The organism is Desulfotomaculum sp. (genome assembly GCF_982386235.1).
Window position 1 is genome coordinate 25,817 of record NZ_CEVWQM010000002.1, and the last position, 20,806, is coordinate 46,622.

Annotated in this window: 24 protein-coding genes; 4 read left to right on the forward strand and 20 right to left on the reverse strand. The window is 40.6% G+C overall.

From position 1 onward, the window contains the following. Positions 1-123 precede the first annotated feature (123 nt). The 10 genes from AC1U9Z_RS01180 to AC1U9Z_RS01225 all read right to left on the reverse strand — a co-directional run bounded on the left by AC1U9Z_RS01180 (position 124) and on the right by AC1U9Z_RS01225 (position 7,991). Entirely contained in the window at positions 124-495 is a 372-nt protein-coding gene (locus AC1U9Z_RS01180) for an ArsR/SmtB family transcription factor (RefSeq protein WP_333530681.1), read from the reverse strand. A gap of 140 nt (positions 496-635) precedes the next feature. Then, positions 636-1,364 (reverse strand): EcsC family protein, encoded by a 729-nt coding sequence (locus AC1U9Z_RS01185; RefSeq protein WP_479955383.1) that lies wholly within the window; start codon positions 1,362-1,364, stop codon positions 636-638. Further along, entirely contained in the window at positions 1,351-1,917 is a 567-nt protein-coding gene (locus tag AC1U9Z_RS01190; protein WP_479955385.1) for a GNAT family N-acetyltransferase, read from the reverse strand. The genes AC1U9Z_RS01185 and AC1U9Z_RS01190 overlap by 14 nt, the downstream gene beginning before the upstream one ends. A 119-nt stretch (positions 1,918-2,036) precedes the next feature. Then, positions 2,037-3,206, reverse strand: a complete 1,170-nt coding sequence (locus AC1U9Z_RS01195; RefSeq protein WP_479955387.1) for an MFS transporter — start codon at positions 3,204-3,206, stop codon at positions 2,037-2,039. Between the two features lie 551 nt (positions 3,207-3,757). Continuing rightward, positions 3,758-4,186 carry a MarR family winged helix-turn-helix transcriptional regulator gene (locus AC1U9Z_RS01200; RefSeq protein WP_333530685.1) on the reverse strand — a complete coding sequence of 143 codons (429 nt, stop codon included), beginning with the start codon at positions 4,184-4,186 and terminating at the stop codon, positions 3,758-3,760. 315 nt (positions 4,187-4,501) lie between these two features. Further along, the gene (locus AC1U9Z_RS01205) at positions 4,502-5,038 is read right to left on the reverse strand and encodes a DUF2269 family protein (RefSeq protein WP_333530686.1); all 537 of its coding nucleotides are present in this window, start codon (positions 5,036-5,038) and stop codon (positions 4,502-4,504) included. Between the two features lie 104 nt (positions 5,039-5,142). Next, on the reverse strand, positions 5,143-5,412 hold the full coding sequence (locus AC1U9Z_RS01210; protein ID WP_479955389.1) for a hypothetical protein: 270 nt from the start codon (positions 5,410-5,412) through the stop codon (positions 5,143-5,145). A gap of 88 nt (positions 5,413-5,500) precedes the next feature. Then, positions 5,501-5,929: a MarR family winged helix-turn-helix transcriptional regulator gene (locus tag AC1U9Z_RS01215; RefSeq protein WP_479955391.1), complete on the reverse strand. Its 429-nt coding sequence runs from the start codon at positions 5,927-5,929 to the stop codon at positions 5,501-5,503. A gap of 239 nt (positions 5,930-6,168) precedes the next feature. Then, a complete protein-coding gene (locus AC1U9Z_RS01220; protein ID WP_479955393.1) occupies positions 6,169-7,449 on the reverse strand; it encodes an alkyl sulfatase dimerization domain-containing protein in 1,281 nt (426 codons plus the stop codon). 83 nt (positions 7,450-7,532) lie between these two features. Continuing rightward, a complete protein-coding gene (locus tag AC1U9Z_RS01225; RefSeq protein WP_333530690.1) occupies positions 7,533-7,991 on the reverse strand; it encodes a MarR family winged helix-turn-helix transcriptional regulator in 459 nt (152 codons plus the stop codon). A 156-nt stretch (positions 7,992-8,147) separates the two neighbouring features. Here AC1U9Z_RS01225 and AC1U9Z_RS01230 point away from each other — a divergent pair, with 156 nt between their 5' ends. Both AC1U9Z_RS01230 and AC1U9Z_RS01235 read left to right on the forward strand, forming a co-directional pair. After that, positions 8,148-8,699, forward strand: a complete 552-nt coding sequence (locus tag AC1U9Z_RS01230; protein ID WP_333530691.1) for an HDIG domain-containing metalloprotein — start codon at positions 8,148-8,150, stop codon at positions 8,697-8,699. A 140-nt stretch (positions 8,700-8,839) separates the two neighbouring features. After that, entirely contained in the window at positions 8,840-10,153 is a 1,314-nt protein-coding gene (locus tag AC1U9Z_RS01235) for a hemolysin family protein (protein ID WP_333530692.1), read from the forward strand. Between the two features lie 104 nt (positions 10,154-10,257). On the opposite strand, the gene AC1U9Z_RS01240 is transcribed toward AC1U9Z_RS01235, so the two are convergent. The 4 genes from AC1U9Z_RS01240 to AC1U9Z_RS01255 form a co-directional block, all read right to left on the reverse strand. Then, positions 10,258-11,385, reverse strand: coding sequence for a putative sulfate/molybdate transporter (locus AC1U9Z_RS01240; RefSeq protein WP_479955395.1), 1,128 nt, complete (start codon positions 11,383-11,385; stop codon positions 10,258-10,260). Between the two features lie 21 nt (positions 11,386-11,406). Beyond that, entirely contained in the window at positions 11,407-12,231 is an 825-nt protein-coding gene (locus tag AC1U9Z_RS01245; protein ID WP_333530694.1) for an extracellular solute-binding protein, read from the reverse strand. Between the two features lie 17 nt (positions 12,232-12,248). After that, the gene (locus AC1U9Z_RS01250) at positions 12,249-12,605 is read right to left on the reverse strand and encodes a PadR family transcriptional regulator (RefSeq protein WP_333530695.1); all 357 of its coding nucleotides are present in this window, start codon (positions 12,603-12,605) and stop codon (positions 12,249-12,251) included. A 268-nt stretch (positions 12,606-12,873) separates the two neighbouring features. Then, positions 12,874-13,632, reverse strand: coding sequence for a L,D-transpeptidase (locus AC1U9Z_RS01255; RefSeq protein WP_333530696.1), 759 nt, complete (start codon positions 13,630-13,632; stop codon positions 12,874-12,876). Positions 13,633-13,780: 148 nt separating this feature from the next. On the opposite strand from AC1U9Z_RS01255, the gene AC1U9Z_RS01260 reads away from it, so the two are divergent. Both AC1U9Z_RS01260 and AC1U9Z_RS01265 read left to right on the forward strand, forming a co-directional pair. Next, positions 13,781-14,473, forward strand: coding sequence for an AzlC family ABC transporter permease (locus tag AC1U9Z_RS01260; protein WP_333530697.1), 693 nt, complete (start codon positions 13,781-13,783; stop codon positions 14,471-14,473). Beyond that, the gene (locus tag AC1U9Z_RS01265) at positions 14,460-14,786 is read left to right on the forward strand and encodes an AzlD domain-containing protein (RefSeq protein ID WP_479955397.1); all 327 of its coding nucleotides are present in this window, start codon (positions 14,460-14,462) and stop codon (positions 14,784-14,786) included. Before AC1U9Z_RS01260 ends, AC1U9Z_RS01265 begins: the two co-directional genes overlap by 14 nt. On the opposite strand, the gene AC1U9Z_RS01270 is transcribed toward AC1U9Z_RS01265, so the two are convergent. From AC1U9Z_RS01270 to AC1U9Z_RS01295, 6 genes are all read right to left on the reverse strand, one after another. Continuing rightward, positions 14,766-16,463, reverse strand: coding sequence for a GAF domain-containing protein (locus AC1U9Z_RS01270; RefSeq protein WP_479955399.1), 1,698 nt, complete (start codon positions 16,461-16,463; stop codon positions 14,766-14,768). The genes AC1U9Z_RS01265 and AC1U9Z_RS01270 overlap by 21 nt on opposite strands. 153 nt (positions 16,464-16,616) lie before the next feature. Beyond that, complete coding sequence (locus AC1U9Z_RS01275; RefSeq protein ID WP_479955401.1) at positions 16,617-16,883, reverse strand: YgaP family membrane protein; 267 nt, start codon at positions 16,881-16,883, stop codon at positions 16,617-16,619. Positions 16,884-16,915: 32 nt separating this feature from the next. Then, the gene (locus AC1U9Z_RS01280) at positions 16,916-18,391 is read right to left on the reverse strand and encodes a protein adenylyltransferase SelO (RefSeq protein WP_479955403.1); all 1,476 of its coding nucleotides are present in this window, start codon (positions 18,389-18,391) and stop codon (positions 16,916-16,918) included. 166 nt (positions 18,392-18,557) lie between these two features. After that, a complete protein-coding gene (locus tag AC1U9Z_RS01285; protein WP_479955405.1) occupies positions 18,558-19,010 on the reverse strand; it encodes a MaoC family dehydratase in 453 nt (150 codons plus the stop codon). 51 nt (positions 19,011-19,061) lie between these two features. Next, complete coding sequence (locus AC1U9Z_RS01290; RefSeq protein WP_333530703.1) at positions 19,062-20,171, reverse strand: 4Fe-4S dicluster domain-containing protein; 1,110 nt, start codon at positions 20,169-20,171, stop codon at positions 19,062-19,064. Positions 20,172-20,250: 79 nt separating this feature from the next. Beyond that, positions 20,251-20,718 (reverse strand): MarR family winged helix-turn-helix transcriptional regulator, encoded by a 468-nt coding sequence (locus tag AC1U9Z_RS01295; protein WP_333530704.1) that lies wholly within the window; start codon positions 20,716-20,718, stop codon positions 20,251-20,253. Positions 20,719-20,806 lie beyond the last annotated feature (88 nt).

The window sequence follows — 20,806 nt, forward strand, 5'->3', positions numbered from 1 at the left end:
CCTATCGGTATGAAACACGGGATCAGAAGGGAGATTCGTGCACTAATTGGTTATTCAACGAAAGATGTCAGACATAAAAAGCCGATGCTCCTTGGAGGGGGATATGTTAGATTCATTTTACGGTTAATCGTCCTCATTGATGTGAACTAAACCTTGATTAAATATATGTTTGACGTGCTCATCATCCAATGAATAATATACCACTTTACCCTCCTTTCTGTTCTTTACCAAACTAGCTTGCTTTAGGACTCTAAGTTGATGTGAAATCGCTGATTGTGTCATGTTCAGTAAGGCAGCAATGTCACAAACACACATTTCCGCTTCATCTAAGGCCCATAGTATCTTGATTCGTGTTGAATCTCCAAATACCTTAAAGAGTTCTGCCAAGTCATAGAGGGTTTCTTCTGGAGGCATTTTACCCTTCACTTGCTTTATGACTTCCTCATGGATTACATCGCAAGAGCATTTTTCAATTGGGTTCGGCTTTTTTGCCATATTCAGACCTCCCCGATAACAACTTGCACATACATATGAGCGACTGCTCATGTGTTATAACTCTATTATATTCCGATTTTACGATGTGTCAATAGTTATATGAACAGATACTCAAGTGTTTGGTCCTACTTACGAATCATCTATTTATTAAAGTACCTTAACCGATACCCATTGATAGCGGTCTCTCCCAGGGTATCTAGCAACCGATAATTTCCATAGGCCCCTACCACAGCCCCAATGCCGGGCAGCAATTGTAGTAACTTCACCAAATCAATATAATCTCGATATTCTTGCTGTAGTTGTCGCCAATCGATGCTCTGCAGGGGTAGGTCCGGGGGGAATTTTTGTACGGTGCTCTGCCAGTGGTAGATTTTCTGGTAGATTTCCCGGCGCCCCTTGTCACTGGCAAAGGCCAATTGAAAAAGATGCAGGATATACAACCGCTCCCGGTAATCCCGTACATTATAGCCATAAAGAGCGGACACCTCAAAGAGAAATTTCATCTTCAAAGAAAGCAATAACGGAAAATCGGCCAAACCCAACAGAAGCCCACCGGCCCCAGTGCCAGCCCCCTCCCAGGCAGCGGCCTTGCGATAGAATATCAACCGACTCTGTACCTGTTTTTCTCTTTCCTCCAAGGTTAAGTTTAAGGAAACGGGCTTTTGGGTTGTATACTCCGAACCGATTAAAGTGGCTCGGAGCAGATTTTTAATGGCCGTGGTCATGGCCTGATGAACCCGTTCAGGGATCAATTGATTCACTCTGTTTTGCATCCCCTTGGTCAAGTTATTGAAAAGCGAGGGTCGTTTTATCATTTTAGCCTGCCAATTACTTAACTCTAGGCGAGCTCTCTTTTCATAGTTTTCCATGGCGAATATTCTTCACCCTTCTACGCATAACAATACCGTCTTGATGCTCTAAACTAAGGGGTTGAAAAAAGTTTGGAATAATTGCTGCTTCCCTAAAGCCATTCCTTTGATAAATCCTTTGTGCCGTCAACCAATTCCTAGAAACCATTAATACAATGCTTTTAATCTGGGGATATGTCTTTAATAATCGATTGATGAGGGACTCAAACATCAACTTCCCTACCCCTTCACCCCTAAATTCCGGCAATAGACCCATCGATGAAATATATAATTCCTCGCCTGCGGGATCATGGATACCCTTAATCCTATGGCCTAGTTTTAGATTTACTGTATCTATATTTTCTTGATACTTCCATAACTCCGAACATATATAGCCAATTACTCTGTCCTCATGTTCCAGCAGCAGAAAACCGGTGGGGAATGTAAATATTCGTTCAAGAAAGACATCCTTTTCTTCTTTAATACCCTGATGAAAGGAATTATCCTCAATAAACATAATGTTATTAATATCTTCCTGTGTGGCTTCCCTAAATTTAAGATCCGCTCGATTCATATAAACTCCACCTAAAACGTATTTTCTCTTTATTTTTATACATAGTTATCAACGGGTCAACACCTTTGACCATTTATGTGGACTAACACGGAAGTTGGCAACAGAAAACAGGCCAATATCTAACTGATCTGTTTACTTGGCATTTTGGCGTCCTTCCAAAAGAAGACCACCATAGGGATAATAACGATAAAGGCACAGATAAGATACATATAAGATAGCCCAAGTGTATTTGAAACAAACCCTAGTAAGATAGAGCCAATGCCAATTCCTAAATCAAGGGCAGTAAAGATTGTGCCGTTGACAGCCCCCCTGCGAAATGGCTCAACTCGATTGATAGCCATTGCCTGAAGGGTTGGTTGTATAATGCCAAAGCCAATGCCCAGTATTATTGCTGATATGACAAACATCAGATAGCCCTTTGCCATAAATAGAACAAAAAACGAAGTGGACAAAGCCACGAAACCGATGGACATTATCTGATTCGGACCGCGTTTATCAAAGATTTTTCCTGCATAGGGTCTCACAAACAATAAGGACACACCGTAAACCATGAAAAAGATACCTGCATTCGCAACGTTTAATTCCATTGCGTAAAGAGTTATAAAAGAAACAATTCCTCCATAGGTCAAGTTAACAAAGAATATTACAACTGAAAGGGAATAGACCCTTGGTTCTAAAAAGCTGTTAAGGCCAATCTTTGTTTTCGGCTTGTCCATATTACTTTCAAAGCTCTTTATACCAAGTACACATAAAAGGGCTAGGGCTGAAATGAATGCACCAGTGGTAAATAGGGTATTAAAATCATACCTATCAAGAATATAAAGACTTAATACGGGTCCCACTGCCATAGCGAAGGTACCGGCTAAGCCGTAGTAACCCATTCCTTCCCCTCTTCTTGCAGCAGGCACAATATCACTGGCTATGGTTCCTGCACCTGTTGAGGTAAAACCCCAGGCAAACCCGTGAACAGCCCTTAACAGAAAAAGTATAAGCATACTTGTTGCTAAGTTATAGGCAAAGGTTACTGCCACAAAAGCAACTAACGCTAACACCACAACACCTTTTCTACCCATCGTATCCAACATGTAACCAGAGATTGGACGAACTAAAACTGCTGTTATGGTCAGAATCCCCACAATATATCCAACATTACGTTCACTACCTTTTAAGACCCCGGTAACATACATCGGTAAAGTAGAAATCAAGAAATAAAAGCTTGTAAACATAAACAAACTGGTTAGACAGATAAGGATGAAATCCTTGGTCCACAGAGATTGTCTTTCGTTCATAATCGTTTCTCCTTCTATTATTTTGTAGTCTGGCTGTTAGTGTGTTTAGGAGTAAGAAAATACCTGGAACGAACTTCCAATATTTATCTCACTTTATATTTGAATAGGATTACTGAACAATCTGACTGGCTTCTAAACCTTGATTTATTGCACCAAAAATAAGTTGAAATATGCAGCCCCAGTTCAACGACTTAAGCGTTTCTTTTGACAAATGTTTGTTTGCTGCCAATTGGGTAGTACCTGTAACCGTCTACAAACTTCTTAAGTTATATCCACTTCTTCGAAGACATTCAGGGTCAAAAAAGGCAGCTAGATGGGCATCATAAGAGAATTTAAAAAAGAGAATTTAAAAACCAAAGCTTTTCCCATAGTACCCCCCTTACTGCTTAATATATTCTCCTTGAAAAGAGGTAAGCCATGCAACCAATTAGTAAGAACAATATAATTGCGAATTCAGTTTTAAGCATTTTTTACCTCCTGGAAAATGCTAGTTAAATCATTATTCGTATGAAAATATTAGTTGTCAAAACAAGTATTAATATACAAAAACCTTATCCACCTAAATTTTCGAAGATTTTATTAAGAATTACTTTAACCTGCTCTATTTGCTTTCGATCGATACCTTTTAGGGATTTATCGAGAGCCTGAAATGCTATCGGAAATAATTTATCCTTTAATGCACGCCCTTCGCTAGTAAGAAAAATTTGATAAGCCCTACCATCTTCTGGGTTAACTTTTCTTGTAATATAACCCTTCTTTTCAAGCTTTGCTAGCATTCTTACCGTTGTGGGTTGATCTTTGGAAGTCAATTCTGCCAGTTCTGTAGAAGAAATTCCTTCCCTCTCCCATAAACGATTTAAAACTGCCCATTGTTCGGGCGTTACATCATAATCTTTAAAATGATGCAACAAGTTATTTTTCATGCGTGTATTTGTACGATTCAAAATAAACCCCAGACTATTATCAAGTTTAAAAGTCACTGGTCTCTGTATCTCCTCCATAACGAATGAACCTTGTCTAGACAAATTATATCCTTTTAAAAGCTGAATTTCAATAAATGGTCCTTATTGTTTTTTAGTCAATGACATATGGTTTCTACAGCAATAAAAAATAAAGCTCCTTGGACTATAGAGTCGAAAGAGCTTTATTTTTATGATTGTTTATCTCCTTTTGTTAAAAGTATAATTCAAGCCGTTTTGAATCGAAGCATCCAAGCCCACCTAGAGCCTGGGTTTGTCTAATGCGAAAAAGGCGTGGGATATTAGAAAAATAATGATTTGCTCATTACAAGTACGTTATGTTGATGATGCTTTAATATTGTGCTTTTTATTGATTTTCCCCCTTTTACCCCAAGGCTTAAAGACAGATAGAAAGGCTGCTACAATTAGAGTAAAGGCCTGGAAAGATCCAAAGTAAAGGTTCAGTTTGGCATACTGTAAATAGGTACTATTTTGCAGTGCGGCAAGACGCTCTACTTTTGAGATAGCCTCCATACCATTCACCCAGGTGCCAAGGTAGAAGGTTCCAAACAAAATAGCACCAACGGTGATAACATACTTGACAATAATCCAGGGGAATTTAAAGAACCCCCAGTTTGTTAACCATGAAAAAAGAATACCGGTTATTAAACAACCCATTGCTGAAGGTATAATGATAAAGTCATCGATCATTTTTATAGAGGCATTCACTGCCCAAAGTTCATCTCCATTAGCAAGTTGGCCTCTAAAAAAGGAAAGAAGAATCATGGATAGCGCCGCTCCAATCCATAAACAGGCAAAGAAGATATGGAAACCCTTTAACCATGCCTTTCCCGTCAACCCAATTTGTTTCATCTAGCTACCGTCCTTTCAAAATGATTTTGAGATGGCAATATTTTTCCCGCACCCCCCTCATGATTGCCACAATTTGATAAATTAAATGACACCTTTAATATGTACTACTTCACCTTTTTAAAGGGTATTACCAGACAATTAAACTGGTTGCGGGATTTCCTGTGGCCAGACCAATAATAGGTTGAAACATGCTGACCCACTTCTATGACCTGCGGATTTCTTATCACATAGGTGTGTTTGCTGCCTATAGGGTAGTATCGATAGCCATCGATATACTTTTTTAGCTTGTAGCCACTTTTTTGAAGACATCCTAAGTCAAAACAGGCAGCTAGATGGGCATCATAGGAAAACCGAAACACTACGTCCTTTCCCATAGAAAATTCCCCCTTACTGCTAACTTAAAAATGGGAAATCATGACTACCCATAAAGTAGTTGTCAGAAGAAGTAATCTGCTAGAAATGTTACCGATCTAAGTTTTCAAATATTTTATTTAAGACCACTTTTACCTGTTCAATTTGCTCCTGATTGATACCTTTTATTGCCTTATGAAGGGCTTCAAAGGCAAGAGGAAAAAGTTTATCTTGCAAAGCTTGCCCCTCATTGGTTAAATAAATCAGATAAGCCCTACCATCCTCAGGATTTCCCTTTCTTTTAACAAAGCCCTTTTTTTCAAGCTTTGAGATAATCCTTACGGTTGTGGGTTGATCTTTGGAAGTGAGTTCTGACAACTCCTTTGGTGAGATTCCTTCCCTTTCCCACAAGCGGTTTAAAACAGCCCATTGTTCAGGTGTAACATCATAATCCTTAAAGTGGTGTAACAGAGTATTTTTCATGCGTAGATTCGTACGATTTAAGATAAAGCCCAGACTATCATCAAGTTGAAAGGTCACTGTAATCCCTCTATCCTTACATTATTGTCAAGACAATTATATACTGGCCTCAAAAATCAAACAAAACGTGTAATTGGTCTTTAAAGAGCTTTTCCAGATTTATTCTGTTTTTTCCTTTTTATTGCTGTATAAGTCATAGGTTTTGCAAATAATAACGGCATACCTTCTTCATAATTTAAAGGGGTAATGCCAGCTAAGCCAGCATTACCCCCCATAGGAACAGTATTAAAACCACATGTTTACAAATTGGCGAGCAGTTCCTTAGCGCAGGCGAAATAGTAGTGACGGCCATTCGCACTTGTATCCAGACGGCCGAGTATGAGAAGACCTTGGGCTTTGTATTGTTTTGCCTGTCTATGGGAACAATCCGCAGCGATAAGGATATCTGCAAGCTCAATAGCCCATTGCGCTTCTTTGTTGTCCAGGGCTTGGCCGATAGCGGAAAGCACGGACTCCGCGCCACCCATGAGAGCGATGGTTTTTTCTGCACGGATTCGACTTGGCAAGGGATTAAGATGGGTTGGGTTGCCGTCAAACCAACCTACATAGCCGGCATATATGCCACGAACAGACCAGGCAACCGTACCATAAAATTCGCCAAGGTAAGGAAGCTTGGCCCACTTTTCAGGTAACTTTACTGCTTCTGCCACCTCCTCCATCGTCATGCCCTGATTCATGCCTTTAAGGGTTTCTGAAAGTATGTAATCAATAGCATTACGGAAATTAGTCAGTGTTTCTACAATAGCAGTTTCTCCCAGGATGGGGTGGGTATGGCCGGGGAGGAGACATTCAGCGCGATAAGCGATCAGCTTATCTAAGGTCTCAATCCAGGTGCTGATATCACGATATTGACTGCCCCGGATAGCATACAGATTGGGCCAGCAACCGTAATAATTATCACCACAAAAAAGCACCTTATGAGCTGGCAACCAGACCAGCAGCTGATCATCCGTTTCACCTGGAGCGGCAGCAAGTTCTAGGTGAATGCCATCGATCGTGCGGTTGATTTTTTCCTCATTATAAATCGTAGTAGGCGGTACAAAAGCCCTTTTGCCTTCACTTTGAACCATACCTTCACGGATTCCTATGCCTTGACAAAGGGCTTCTTCGTCGCTGATTTCGTAGCCATGTTGTCTGATACCGCGCTGATTGAGAACATCATTGAGGGCATTCATCCGCCCAAGGACCGGCTTGCGGGGGGCAAAGGCAATAATTTCTGGATTAGTTTCCATGAAAACCCCGGCACCACCACGGTGATCGGGGTGGCCGTGGGTATAGATAATGGTCTTAACTGGTTTGTTAGCATACCTAGCGATAATGCCTTTAAGGTCTTCTGCACGCTTGTCGGTATCAAGGGTATCAATTAAGATCACGGAAGTTTCTCCAATGATAAAGCTGGCATTGCTATGGCCATAACCCATAACGTGATAAATGACACCTGGAATGATTTCTGTGATTTGGCGTGGGTATGCCTTGGCTGAAAAGTCCTTTAATAATTGTTCTCCATCTGGTCTTAACATGGATTCACCTCTTTATAAAATTTGTTTGCATAAAGGTTTGATATCAAACCTTTTAATGAAAAATAAATGAATCCATCGTAGATTCATATTGTTATATCAAACTTAGAGTTAACCCGATTTAATAAGCTTTCCAGGCTAACTGATTCTTCATCTGTTAAGTCTCCGTAAAGAATACCATTAAGTTTTCCGGAAATATCATCAAAAATCGGCTTCAATTCAAATCCTTTCTTTGTTAATTTTATATAGGTTACCCGATTGTCCGTCTGGCTTTTTTCCCTCTCCACAAAACCGTATTGTATTAGCTTTTCGACTAATACCGTGACGGTCGGTTTTGTTCGATGGATTTTTTCAGCTAACTCCCTCATCGTGAATTTTTCACCATAAAAAAGAACAACTAAAATATCTCCATGCGAAGGAACGATCCCTTTAACTCCTTGAACTTCCAGTTCCCTAACGATAAATTTTGTTGCCTTTTCTCTTATTCTACTTATAAGTGATAGTGCATTTCCCTGTTTCATAATGACATTATAATTAGATATCAAACCATTGTCAACCGGGATAAAAAATTATCACGCAATCCATTCATGAGGCTCCCCTTCCGTTGAGTATTATTTTGGTGTAAAATGGAGATAAATTTGGTTTACAGGGGTAGAAAAAGTTAGTCAAAGAAAAATACACATAAGGATAAGAGGGTTCTAATGATGAGAGAAAAGGCAATGTCCGTGTTAAAACAGTACAATAAAAGTGAAGCATTGGTTCGGCATGGTATCGCAGTGGAAGCAGTAATGCGTTATTTTGCTGCGGAGGCTGGAGAAGATGTAGACTATTGGGGTGCAGTTGGTCTTCTGCACGATGTAGATTATGAAATGTATCCGGATGAACACTGCAAAAAAGCGCCTGAATTATTAAAAGAGGCAGGCTATGATGATGCATTCATACATGCAGTTATTAGTCATGGACATGGTATAGTAGTGGATGCAGAACCAACACGGTACATGGAAAAGGTACTTTTTGCGGTAGATGAGTTGACGGGGTTAATAGGGGCCGCCGCTTTAATGCGTCCGTCAAAGTCAGTAATGGATATAGAAGTCAAAAGCGTAAAAAAGAAATTCAAGGACAAAAGTTTTGCAGCTGGTGTAAATCGTGACGTAATTCTAGATGGCTGTAAAAACCTTGGTATGGAACTGGACGATGTTATTAACAAATGCATACTTGGTATGCGTACACAGGCAGCTGAAATAGGATTATAAATACAAATTTCTCAATTCAGGAACTCGGCGCAACTGCGCCGGGTTTTTGTTTTTGTACAGTTATACGTTGCAGTGTATTTGCGGAGTAAAGTTATCTTTTTAGGGATAAGATAGTTATGTTATAAGGGGGAGTTGGACGCATGGTTCTTATCAATCTTTTTCTAGTAGCGATGCTCATAGCCGCCACTGCTTATTTTGTGGCCACAGAGTTTGCTATTGTCAAGGTGAGAGAATCCCGTATTGAGCAAATTATACAAGAAGGCAATCAAAAGGCAGTGGCAGTAAAAAAAGTGTTACATAATCTGGATGGTTACTTGTCAGCTTGCCAGTTGGGTATTACCTTAACCGCCCTGGGTTTGGGTTGGTTAGGAGAACCTGCCGTGGCAAAACTAATCGAACCAGTTTTTCACTACTTTGGCTTACCCCAGGCCCTGATTGAAGGCTTGGCCTTTCTAATTGGCTTTTCGACCATCTCTTTTCTACACGTAGTAGTGGGTGAACTGGCCCCCAAGACCTTGGCCATTCAACGGGCTGAAGCAGTCACGCTAGCCCTTGCTCCTTCTCTCATCTGGTTTTATAAAATTATGTACCCAGCCATTTGGGTTTTAAATGGTTCGGCCAGAAACTTGGTTCGGCTGTTTGGCTTGCACGCCGTTTCCGAACATCAGCAAATTCATTCAGAAGAAGAAATTAGCATGATTTTACTACAGAGCCATCAAGGGGGAGAAATCAATCAAACAGAACTTCAGTTAGCCCGCAATTCCCTGCATTTTGCCGATCGGGTTGCCGGAGAAATTATGGTCCCCCGCACGGACATGGTCTGTTTATACACGAATCTAAGCTGGGAAGAAAATTTACGTTTTATTACCGAGGAAAAGTTTGCCCGTTATCCAGTATGCGAGGAGAACAAAGATCGCATTGTGGGTTATATCAATACCAAAGATCTCTGCTTTAATAGTTCTCTGACATTGAACGCCATTAACATGGAGGACTTTCTTAAGCAAGCCCTGCGACCAATTATAGTGGTAACAGAACATACCGGCATTGATGAAATATTAAAGCAGATGCAGAAGAGTCATAAACAATTGGCGTTGGTGGTGGATGAATTTGGAGGAACTGCTGGGCTCCTGACGATAGAGGATATACTTGAGGAAATTGTCGGGGAGATTCAGGATGAACATGATGAAGAACGAAGTTCTGTAGAACCTCTGGGAGATAATAGATACTCGTTAGATGCTCGTTATGCTGTTGTAGATCTCAAACTGGATTTTGGCCTTGATTTGGAGGCCAAAGGAGTTTTTACCCTAGCTGGTTGGTTTTTGGAAGAGACCCAGCATCGCCCCGCTGAGGGGCAAGTTGTTTGCTACAAAAATGTACAGTTTAAACTGACGGAACTCGAAAAAAACACCATCCGACGGATCGAGATGGAATTTTTACCTGCTTCAAAAGAATAATAAAAAGGAGAGTCTTTATAAGCCTATATAGCATTGTAGTAAACTTCTTGAAACTCAGTATCCGCCGCAAGGGTAATTGTAAATTATCTTAAAGGAGTAGAAGATCAAACCTTAAATATTTTTCTTTTTAAGCATTCCTGCATAATTAATCCTGCTAAAAAGCCAATCCCCATGTTCCAAATGGAGAACCCAGCGGTAATAAGCAGCGTATAGTAGTCATTCTTTTCTTTGCCCACATCCCTGGCAGAAACAGCAAGCTCCAGACCAGCAAAAAACAGGATTACTCCCAAAACACTGGTAGGAAAAATCTTGAAAATCAATAGAATTGAACTGCTGAAGCAAAGAGCAATTACTAACAAGATACCCCCCAAAATAACTGTTGAACCACCGGTACGGGCACCAAAGCGGACATGACCTGCCATGCCACCTGCACCGTGACACATAGGAATCCCACCAAAGATAGGGGAAATTAAGTTCATAATACCTTGAGACATGGCCATTTTCTTTTCTGTAACAGGATGTTCCGGAAACAGGCGGTTATTCTCAGCAGTAACTGCCATAACTGCATTACCAAAGGTTAAAGGAATCTGGGGTATAGCTAGAATAAGTGACCCTTTGACAAAGTCAGACCAGGTAAATCCCCCTAAAGCAAATTGGGGCAGACGGAAATCAAACTTAATACCGGCAAGTTCATGAACCAAACCCGGGTTTTTGACCAGAGCAGCAATGACCCCAAAGACAATTAAGGCAAACATAGCTGGCATTCGTTTACTGGTTAGTAAAATAAAAGTGATAAATATGGCAATAACAGCCACCGCAAAATCTGTCTTCATCAGCCTGGTTCCTTCCATAATAAAGGAAAGACCCAGACCAAGTACAATCCCCCGAAGAACTGGTTTTGTCGTAACCTTAGAAATAAAATTCAGGGCACCGGTTGCACCGATGATCAGCCAAAAAAGTCCTGTGAAAATACCAGAACCCCACACCATACCAGGGGTTATTACTGCTGCCTGCGTAATCGCTGCACCACCAATTGCCTTCATTGGTTGGATAGGAATGGGTGTTTTGTAATAAGATCCTGCCAGGATAAGCAGCATACCAAACATAAATAGTACACCCAATGGATCCATTTTCATTACAGTAATATAACCTACAATAAAGGGGATTAGGGTTCCAAGGTCCCCGAAGGCCCCCGCCCATTCCGTTTTGTCATAGCGATTTTTTCGAGACATAAAATCACTCCATAGGTTTTTTTAGCAAGGAATCATACCGCATTCCTCTAATATGGCATGACCCTCATGACCGGTGAGAAGGTCTACAAATTGCTTTGCCAGGTCATCGTGCTGGGTAGTTTTGCTAATCCCTACAGCAAATTCTATCGGTTTACCGTGGATAATAATATTTTTACCGGGTATTTTGCTTTCAACAGATACCGCTGCCTGATCATAATAATCTGCATAGGCTGGATTAGAGAGATTAATCTTGGAAGGTAGAGTAATGTAGGGAAGTCCCAATTGCTTTGCTTCTGAGGAATATAAAAAAGCATAGTCGACCTTGCCTGCAAGCAAAGCCCCGGCTAGATCCAATGATTTGGGGTAAGTAGAGTAGTGGAGGCAGGCACTGTCTAATTCATGAGTAAGTCCGGGCCTATTGTAAAGCTTTTCTGCAAGTTGCCATACCATCAATGTTCTATAACCGCAGGGATCAAGGTTATGATCGGAACGGGCAAAGATCACCTCTGGTTGAAGTAATATATCAGCCCAGTTTTCTGAATTAATTTCTTTGCTTCCCCTGGAGAAGTGATCATAGGCAATGACAATTTGATCCGTGGCAAAAACAAAATAATCTTCCACCAGATCAGGTACTAACAACTCTGCAAATAGTGCCTGGTCTGCAAGGGCAATGATGTCGCATTTCTCCCCAGAAAGCAACCGCTTTGCACCTTCTCTTGAACCAACCCCTTTCATTTCTAGTGTTACTTCAAGATTTTTTTGCATAAAAACCTCTATGCAATTACCTATTATCCTGTGTAAAGCCCCGGCATTCATTATCTTAAGATAATAGTTATTATTAGCCATGCTAATACCCCCATTAACTACGAGTTATGGTATTGTTCATAAGTTTTAAGGAAGTTAGCGAGTTTTTCCTTTTGCTGTTTAATATTGATGGTCCATTGACTGAGCAATTCCTCTCCACTTTTTGTAACTGTATAAAGACGTCTTCCTGGTCCCGACGGACCTGTCTCCCAATGAGATTTTACGAGTTCTTCCTTATCCATACGTCGTAAATGGCGGTAGATCGTAGCTGGGTCCACTTCCTCGATGGTAAAATCCGCATCATTTAGCCTTTGAATAAGTTCATATCCATGTGAGGATTTTATCTGTAAAAGCAAAAGCAACTGAGCTTCGATAAGTCGGTCACTGGAAAAAGTAATTTTTTGTAGGTGACTCATATCCTTACACCTCAACTATTTTCACATTGCAAATAGGTTTTGGAATCACTATAGCACAGCAATTTAACATTATCAATAATATCTGTAATTTTTTATATCGACAGCATTTGCTTAAAGATGTATTGTAAAATCGGGTATTCGCTAGGGTGATTTACTCTCTGTTTTCCGTTTTTTACCTTATTATAGAACTACCCCCTCTTTTTAGAGGGGGTAGAGAAGGCATACCCTTAACAAATGAATAATTACCTTGAAAAAACCTTTTAGTGTATTACTCAATCAGTACCTTAGTGCCCACAGGCACCATGCTGTATAATTCTAGGATGTCATTATTATTTAACCGAATGCACCCACCCGAAGCCTGGGTACCGATGGAGTCAGGCTCATTCGTACCGTGGATGCCATACTTATGACCAAGGGGAGCCCGTTCATCATCATTTGCCCTTTTGTCCTTGGCATCGGATACAGCTAGGCCCAGCCAACGGGGACCATAAATATCATCCGGATGCTCCCCTTCCTTTATATGTATTTTGTTTACTATTTTAAAGGAACCTTTCGGTGTATAATACTCTTTTTTCCCTGTGGCAACAGGATACTTCTTTACCAGGGATCCTTGCTCATAATAATAGAGTATATTTATTTGTTTGTTAATGATAATTAATTTTTCTTTAGTATGGGGATTTGGATAAGAAGCTAATAATTTTATTTCCGGTGTTAGACTTACTAAATAGCTGTTATTCTGACCCTTTATCAGTAAGCCATCTTTGATATAGGTTCCTTTTAGTGGAAGGTTTTCTTTTTGTTTGTTTTTAATCCTAGAAGCTCCCGAAAAAGAGTTGTCTTTCGACGCAAAGACTTTTCTGGATAAACCACCGGTTACGATTAATTGATGACCCTCTACAATAACCAGATATTGACCATGGCGATAAATGACTTGATTTTCTTGTAAAGGTTTTTTAAAGGGGGCATTTTGGCATCCTGAAATTAAATATAGAAAAATTAGCAAAACCAGCAATATGACTTTTTTCATTCCCTTTCCTCCTCGATAATTCTATTGTTTACCGCAAAGGAAGGAAATATCGTAGTGGCATGAAGGAATGTGCAATAGTTCTTCACATTCGCTTAATTATGTGTAAAAATGGGAGTGTTGAGTTTTTTCAAAGGAGATAAGTTTAAAAATGCATAAGGAAGAATTGAAACAAGGAATCCATGATTCAATCCCCATTGTTTTAGGTTATTTACCCCTGGGGGTTGCCTTCGGGGTGTTGGCAAATCAGGTTGGTATGTCAATCATACAGGCTACGATGATGTCGGTCCTGTGTTTTACAGGGGCCGGGCAATATATCGCCCTTGGGGTCATGCAAGTGGGAGGGGCGGTGTTCACCATCATCGTAGCCAATGCTTTAGTAAATTTAAGGTATTTATTATTTGCTACATCTCTGGTGCCCTATTTTAAGGGACAAGTTCCTACTGCCATTGGGACCCTGCTCTCCTATGGCTTGACGGATGAAACCTATGCAGTAGCAATGAACCGCTATCAGGATCACCCGCCCACTGCCTCCTATATGGCTGGTCTCAATATAACCTCACATCTTGGTTGGATCAGCAGTACCTTATTGGGAGCCATACTGGGGAGTTTTATTGGAGATACAGATCGTTTAGGTCTAAATTTTACCTTGCCGGCGATGTATATTTGTTTATTGGTTTTTATTATCAACCGTAAATCCGACACCATTGTGGCCCTGGCTTCGGCATTATTATGTTTGCTAATTGGCTACCTGCTTCCGGCTACGATGGGGAATATGTTTAATATCATTATTGCGACGGTTATTGCAGCCAGTTTGGGGGTGTTTATTAGTGAGCGAGAGTAGCATTTGGATGATGATTATCGGTGTTTCGTTGGTATCCATTTTGCCGCGTATTTTGCCGATCGCTCTGTTTTCCCGCTATGAATTTCCCAAACCACTAAAACTCTGGTTATCCTATGTTGCCCCGGCTGTTTTAGGCGGCTTAACGGCTATAAGTATATTGGCACCAGAGGGAGACATTGATATCCGTATTAATAACTTGTATATTTGGGCCTTTATACCTACACTCGTAATTGCTATGAAAACTAAAAGCCTCTTCTATAGTTTGCTGGTTGGCATAGTAGCCATGGCTTTGTTATATAACTTTACTTCCTAATATTTTAAACTTGACAAGGAATGTTGTTCCATCTTGCCCTGTTTGAATTTCAATTTCCGCGTTGTGTCTAGCCGCAATGCTATAACATATGCCCAAGCCCAACCCTGTGCCATTTGCCTTGGTAGAAAAGAATGGGGTGCCTATTATCTTTAGTAGTTCTGGCTTAATGCCAGTTCCTTGATCCTTTACCGCAACTACTACATAGTTATCTTCCTTGTAGGTACTTATTGTTAAATATTTACCACCAGGCATTGCTTCTAGTCCGTTACGACAAAGGTTTAAAACTAACTGACGAATCTCTTTGCTATCTAACAGTAAATTTGGAACATCATTAAGTTGTGTTTCTACATATTTATATTGACCAACCGCATCTGCTTGAATTAAGGGTATCATGGCATTGATTATTTGGTTTATACTTTCTACCCTTAATTCTTCCGGCTTAATCTTAGTGATAGACAGAAATTCTGTAAGCATAGAGTTTGTACGATCCAACTCTTCAATCATCAGCTTAAAGAAGTCCTGATATCTGGAGCATTCCTCTTTACTCTGTAGCATTTGCAGAAATCCTCGAACAGTGGTCATTGGATTCCTTACCTCATGGCTTATGCCAGCTGCCATTTGACCAATAAGATTAAGGCGATCTAGCCTTTTTAATTCTAATTCAGTTTTTATTTTTTCCTCTTCATTCTTTTTTTGTTGAATAAATGACCAATATCCATTAACTAAAAGAGATAATTGGTTGGCATCTGTTAGGTTATAATCATCCTTTTTATTTGCAACGATTGCATTCATTACTATACGATTTCCCGAGAAAATAGGTGCGTTTAATACACGGGTTAAGGGTATATGACCAACAGGCAGACCCTTCTTACCTGGTAACTCAGCGTCATAGTCATTGATAATTGTAACTTTCCGTTGACGAATGGCTTCTGCCCAAATACCACCATCCTTTATTGAAAAAAAGATAGGGCTTTGTTCTTTTATTTTGCAGGCAGACATGACATTCTCTGATCTAAAAGAAACCTCCGTCATGGTTTCATCTTCATTAACTAAAGCAAAATACCCTATTTCACTGCCTGTTAATTTTATCATTTGATTCAATACAAATTTGCCAACTTCATTAATTGAAGCATCCTTCATTTGGTTCATTTCCAGAAGTGCTTCAAGTCTCATTTGGTTAAGTTTTATATTGTTTTCCATTGCTTTTCTCTCTGAAATGTCCTTCATAAACACAGATATCCCATCATCATAAGGATAGGCCTGCACTTCGTAATAAATATTGTTGTAAATAGATTTTGTTTCAAAATTTACTGGTATCCGTTCGGACATTGCTCGATGTAATTCTTTATAAAATGTTGAATGAATAACCTCATGTAAAATGTCCCATATATTCTTACCTAATAACTCTGCACGGTTTTTGTTTAATGGATAGTCTTGGTATTTATTTACATAGGTAAAATTCCACTCTTTGTCCAATGCAAAAAAGCCATCAGAAATACTTTCTAGAATTTCGTTTAGCTTTTTATTTGCTTTTTCTATTTCCCCTGTTCGCTCTTTTACGATTATTTTAAGTTGTTTTAGCAGCATGTTAAATAAATGACTTAATTTTTTATTCTCATCTTGTATCTTAATTAGTTCGGCAATTAATTGTTCCTTGGTCTTATCTTGATACCTCATAAGAGTACCTCCGAAACTTTGACATTTTCTACTATTTTCGGAATGCATTTAGATATTCCTTCTCCTGCATCATGTTATTAGTTTAATTATTTAATATAGTAAAATAAAAAATCCCCCATTAATAGGGGGATTTTTTTGAATAGATGTTTTGCACTACTTCTTATCTGTATCCGACACTCCGGTGGTCCAGTATGCTACGTCCTCTTTCACTGTCAGTTGGGGTTTTAGACTGGAATATCCCAATAACCGATAAAGTGGACTGAACCCTGTGGCCGCTACCACTAAAACACCGATTCCTAATATAAGAAAAATTATTGACCACAGGGCACCAAAGGTACCGAGGGAGCCAAGGGCAAGAAATAAAACGCCAAAGGTTGCTCTTAAAATACGATCGGCTGTACCTACATTCTTTTCTATCAAAAAAACCCCCTTTCTTAACTGAAATATTCGATCTAAGTTCCACAAAAAGTTCGGTAAGGACGAACGGATGGCTTAGGCGGTGCGGCGTAGTCAGCTTGTTCAGGTGAGTATGAGTAAGGGTTTGAAAGAACATCAAGAAGCCGCTTCATCACACTGTAGTCCCCGTGATCCACCGCTGCTGATAGTGCTTCTTCTACCCTGTGATTGCGAGGTATTAGTGCAGGATTACTACGCTTCATCAACGGATGCGAAGAGGTTTTTGCTTCCTGCTGCCTACCTAGTCTAGCCTGCCACTGTTCATGCCACTGAGCAAATTCCGTTGTGCCATACAAGACCATCTCTTCTGGCTTATCAAGAGTTAAGGCGCGGAAAGTATTGGTATAGTCCGCACGATACTTTTGCATCATACGGAGGAGGTCTTGAATAAGAAATTTATCCTCGGCCTCCTCGTCAATTATGCCCAGTTTAGCTCTCATTCCCGCGAGCCAATGACTGTGATACAAATTATCAAAGTTCGATAGTTCCTCCTGAGCCAGTTTGATAGCCTGATCCTGGTTTTCATGCAGCAGAGGCAATAGAGTATCTGCAAATCTTGCAAGATTCCACGCTGCAATATCCGGCTGCTTACCATAGGCATAGCGGCCATGGGTATCAATGGAACTGAAAACCGTGGCTGGGTCATAGGTATCCATAAAGGCGCAAGGTCCATAATCAATGGTTTCTCCACTGATGGCCATGTTGTCGGTGTTCATTACACCATGAATAAAACCAACCAACTGCCATTTGGCAATTAGCATGGCCTGACGCTTACAGACCTCCTGAAGCAGAAAAAGATAACGGTTCTGGTCGTCAACGTCTGGAAAATGCCTTTGTAATGTATAATCAGCCAGGGTACGGAGATCCTCAACAGAGCCCCATCTTGAAACATATTGAAAGGTACCGACGCGTAAATGACTGGCGGCCACACGGGTCAGAATTGCACCGGGTTTCGCGTTTTCACGGAATACGAACTCACCCGTTGTCACTACCGCTAGGCTGCGGGTGGTAGGAATACCAAGTGCGTGCATGGCTTCGCTGATAATGTATTCACGCAGCATCGGTCCCAGTGCCGCTCGTCCATCGCCCCCGCGGGAATAGGGAGTTTTACCTGAACCCTTGAGTTGAATATCAAACCGTTTGCCTGAAGGTGTGACCTGCTCACCAATCAGTAAAGCCCGGCCATCCCCTAAGATGGTAAAATGCCCAAATTGATGCCCTGCATAAGCCTGTGCAAGGGGCAAAGCACCCTCGGGAATTTCATTGCCGGCAAGTACGGCTACTCCTTCGCTGCTTTGTAGTGCCTGCACGTTCAGCCCTAGGGATTTTGCCAAAGGGTGATTGAGGATCATAAGATTTGGTGAGCTTACTGGGGTTGGGTTGAGTCTGGTAAAAAAGGATTTCGGCAGACCCGCATAACTATTATCTAAGTTCCACCCTGTTTTTTCTAATAGCGCACGATCATTTTTCATCTTGTCTCCTTCAATTATTTTTCCTCTAGTTTTTTCTTTTCTGTAATAACAAAACCATGGCAAAATACCCCATGTTAAATCTTTATAAACCTAACTATATTTGACAACCCTAGCAATAAAATTATGTTAACCCCAAAGGAGTAATTCTTTATTTTCAGTGAATTTTCTAACCGTCACTCTTTCTAAAGCTTAAAAGCTTTGCAGTTAAATTTTGACAAACCTCATTACGCTGATTTAAAGTTTCAGACTCAACTAGTAGAATGGCTTGATTGGGTTTTGATTTAGAAGGGTTGATCTCTTTAATTGTGCTCTTTACATATATAACATCATTGGGGCGAGTTGGCTGTGGCCATTTAATCTCTCCGCCAGTTCCAATAATCCCATGAGCAAAAGGCAGACTATCTGTCAATAATTTCATAGTAACCGCTGCAGTATGCCAACCACTGGCAGCTAATCCTTTAAAAAAAGTAGCTTTCGCTAGATTCTCATCGCAATGGAAAACCTGTGGATCAAACTCATGGGCAAATCTTTTTATTTTATCTGCATTTAAAGGATACTTTTCACTGATAAAAGTATCACCCACTTTTAAATCATCAAGATAAAGTGCCTGCTTAACCATCCTTATCCCCTCACTTTCGAAATGTTGGAGGTACCCGATATTATATGGGTGTTAAATTTTATTTTTTTCCCTGGCGATTCTCGAAAACTTTTCCGTTGCATTAGCAGGTGGAACATGTAAGCTCGAATTGCGGGACATGGTTAATGAACCGCTGGGGCAAGCAGATGCACATACACCACAGCCTAGACAAATATCTTTGTTCACATCAGGTACTTCCAAGCCGTCCCTATTGGATTTCAGGTTAATGGCCTTAATATGACAACTTTCCGCGCAGGTTCCGCAGCCAGTGCATGTTTCTGTGTTTAATTCAGGCGTAAAGTTGCTGGGGTGAGTAGCATATTGCCCTGTTTCATTGATGCCAGTTAAAATTACGCAGCAGCAACCACAACAGTGGCATATGTAAGCAGGTTTATTTAGTACGTTATCACAATTATGGACCAAACCAAGTTTTTCTGCTTGGTCAAGTACCTCCAGTAATTCGTCTACCGTAGCGCGTTTGCCCAAACCTCTGCGTATTATCCATTCCGCAGCACTGCCAAGGGAGGTGCAAACCTCTAGGGGTGCTCCACAGGACTTGCCCAAGTGACTTGCTTTATGACGGCAGGGGCAGATGGAAATTGCGCCTCCACCGGATTGCCGGATAATTTCACTCGCTCTTTCGTAGGTTAAAACCTCCGTTTCCACGGCCACGGGTATCAGGCTTTCATATACCAGGGTACGCATCATTCTGGTTCCATCGCCTGAGAATTCAGCTCTAACTTCCTGATTGCTGAAGTAACTTTGAAAAAGCTCTGCTAAATCCTTTAATTTTACATTATCCTGTACCCGCATGAATGTATATTCAAAAAATCCCACTACCATCGGGGCTAGCATATAATAAACAGTTTTCTTGCGGGGGATATCCAGCACCAATCCTTTGTCAGCCATGCCATCGAGAATTATTTTTAATTGTTGCTCCTTAATACCTGTAATATTGACAATTTGCTCCAAGGCCATCGGCACCAAAGGAAATTTGCTGCCAACAATGGCCTCGGACTCCGTATAAAGACGATGAAGAATGGCCATCAGGGTATCATTGATTGGTGCCCCCACGGGACTCTTGTTTAAACGTTCGGCCAATAGCCGATAAACTTCATCTTTGTTATTAACCAAATGTCCCATATAAAAATTCCCCCTTTTAATAATTGAATAAAAAACAAACGCATAAATAAGTGTATATGCACATTGTGTTGCAAAAAAATTATTGAGGTTTGGATCCCTTTGCTAAATCCCGTAGGTCGCTGATCAGTTCATTCAATCGTGTATCACCCATTTTGTCAGCCAATTGCCTTTGGATCATATCCCATAGGGGTATGGCCTCTAACAGCAATGAGCTTCCCTTTTCAGTAAGGTATACTAGCTGTTCCCGACGATCTTCCCCCTCTCCTAGTTCGATTAGCCCTTTTTTCTCTAAAATCCTAGCATTACGACTTAAGGTAGTTCGATCCATTCCCAAGGGACGGGCCAGCTTTCCAATGGTTATCCCACTATTTCCAGCCACCGCCATCATTAAAGAAAACTGCGTTACCTTTAGTCCGGTTGGCTTTAACCCCTGGTCATAGACCTGGCTCAAAAGCCTAGAAGCCTTGCGTAAATTGAAACAGACACAAGTCTTGCCCGTTGTCCTGGACATTTCTTTTAATTTTTCCCTTACGGATTCATTACTCATTTAAGGACCCTTTCTTTGGTTTAAAGATTAATATGAGTATATACACGTTTTGGGTGTTCGTCAAGGGTGCCAATTGTTGAATTTATGC

Excerpts from the sequence above, each read along its gene's own strand:
- AC1U9Z_RS01180 (WP_333530681.1), bottom strand. The coding sequence starts at position 495 with ATGGCAAAAAAGCCGAACCCAATTGAAAAATGCTCTTGCGATGTAATC.
- AC1U9Z_RS01185 (WP_479955383.1), bottom strand. The coding sequence starts at position 1,364 with ATGGAAAACTATGAAAAGAGAGCTCGCCTAGAGTTAAGTAATTGGCAG.
- AC1U9Z_RS01190 (WP_479955385.1), bottom strand. The coding sequence starts at position 1,917 with ATGAATCGAGCGGATCTTAAATTTAGGGAAGCCACACAGGAAGATATT.
- AC1U9Z_RS01195 (WP_479955387.1), bottom strand. The coding sequence starts at position 3,206 with ATGAACGAAAGACAATCTCTGTGGACCAAGGATTTCATCCTTATCTGT.
- AC1U9Z_RS01205 (WP_333530686.1), bottom strand. The coding sequence starts at position 5,038 with ATGAAACAAATTGGGTTGACGGGAAAGGCATGGTTAAAGGGTTTCCAT.
- AC1U9Z_RS01210 (WP_479955389.1), bottom strand. The coding sequence starts at position 5,412 with ATGGGAAAGGACGTAGTGTTTCGGTTTTCCTATGATGCCCATCTAGCT.
- AC1U9Z_RS01220 (WP_479955393.1), bottom strand. The coding sequence starts at position 7,449 with ATGTTAAGACCAGATGGAGAACAATTATTAAAGGACTTTTCAGCCAAG.
- AC1U9Z_RS01230 (WP_333530691.1), top strand. The coding sequence starts at position 8,148 with ATGATGAGAGAAAAGGCAATGTCCGTGTTAAAACAGTACAATAAAAGT.
- AC1U9Z_RS01235 (WP_333530692.1), top strand. The coding sequence starts at position 8,840 with ATGGTTCTTATCAATCTTTTTCTAGTAGCGATGCTCATAGCCGCCACT.
- AC1U9Z_RS01240 (WP_479955395.1), bottom strand. The coding sequence starts at position 11,385 with ATGTCTCGAAAAAATCGCTATGACAAAACGGAATGGGCGGGGGCCTTC.
- AC1U9Z_RS01245 (WP_333530694.1), bottom strand. The coding sequence starts at position 12,231 with ATGGCTAATAATAACTATTATCTTAAGATAATGAATGCCGGGGCTTTA.
- AC1U9Z_RS01250 (WP_333530695.1), bottom strand. The coding sequence starts at position 12,605 with ATGAGTCACCTACAAAAAATTACTTTTTCCAGTGACCGACTTATCGAA.
- AC1U9Z_RS01255 (WP_333530696.1), bottom strand. The coding sequence starts at position 13,632 with ATGAAAAAAGTCATATTGCTGGTTTTGCTAATTTTTCTATATTTAATT.
- AC1U9Z_RS01260 (WP_333530697.1), top strand. The coding sequence starts at position 13,781 with ATGCATAAGGAAGAATTGAAACAAGGAATCCATGATTCAATCCCCATT.
- AC1U9Z_RS01270 (WP_479955399.1), bottom strand. The coding sequence starts at position 16,463 with ATGAGGTATCAAGATAAGACCAAGGAACAATTAATTGCCGAACTAATT.
- AC1U9Z_RS01280 (WP_479955403.1), bottom strand. The coding sequence starts at position 18,391 with ATGAAAAATGATCGTGCGCTATTAGAAAAAACAGGGTGGAACTTAGAT.
- AC1U9Z_RS01285 (WP_479955405.1), bottom strand. The coding sequence starts at position 19,010 with ATGGTTAAGCAGGCACTTTATCTTGATGATTTAAAAGTGGGTGATACT.
- AC1U9Z_RS01290 (WP_333530703.1), bottom strand. The coding sequence starts at position 20,171 with ATGGGACATTTGGTTAATAACAAAGATGAAGTTTATCGGCTATTGGCC.
- AC1U9Z_RS01295 (WP_333530704.1), bottom strand. The coding sequence starts at position 20,718 with ATGAGTAATGAATCCGTAAGGGAAAAATTAAAAGAAATGTCCAGGACA.